The organism is Sphingomonas sp. 10B4 (genome assembly GCF_035019905.1).
GTDB classification, from domain to species: Bacteria; Pseudomonadota; Alphaproteobacteria; order Sphingomonadales; family Sphingomonadaceae; genus Sphingomonas; species Sphingomonas glacialis.
The window spans coordinates 1-258 of the sequence record NZ_JASJVC010000412.1; the positions used below are offsets into that span (position 1 = coordinate 1).

The following is a 258-nucleotide window of genomic DNA, read 5'->3' on the forward strand; positions in this document are numbered from 1 at the left end:
ATTCCTATCATGCTGCGCTTAGCGTTGATTGAAAATTTACGTCGTGTAGCGACTCGTATTGCATCTAGTCGCGTCGATAGAAATTTAGCCGATAGCTGGGCCGATCAGATGATCGAGGCGGCAGAAAAAGATCCGAGTAAATTAATTTTATTAGTCGCCGATATGGCGCGTTCGGAGCCAACCTTAGACAGCGCTTTTGTGGCCGAAGTAGCGCGCCGTTTGCAAGGTCAAAGCCCTGCGTTAACGCTGCCTTTGACT

The 258-nt window shown here is 48.8% G+C and carries 1 protein-coding gene; it reads left to right on the forward strand.

From position 1 onward, the window contains the following. Window positions 1-258 (forward strand): hypothetical protein (locus QN347_RS20305; protein WP_323494476.1); only part of this gene is annotated, 258 nt, incomplete at both ends.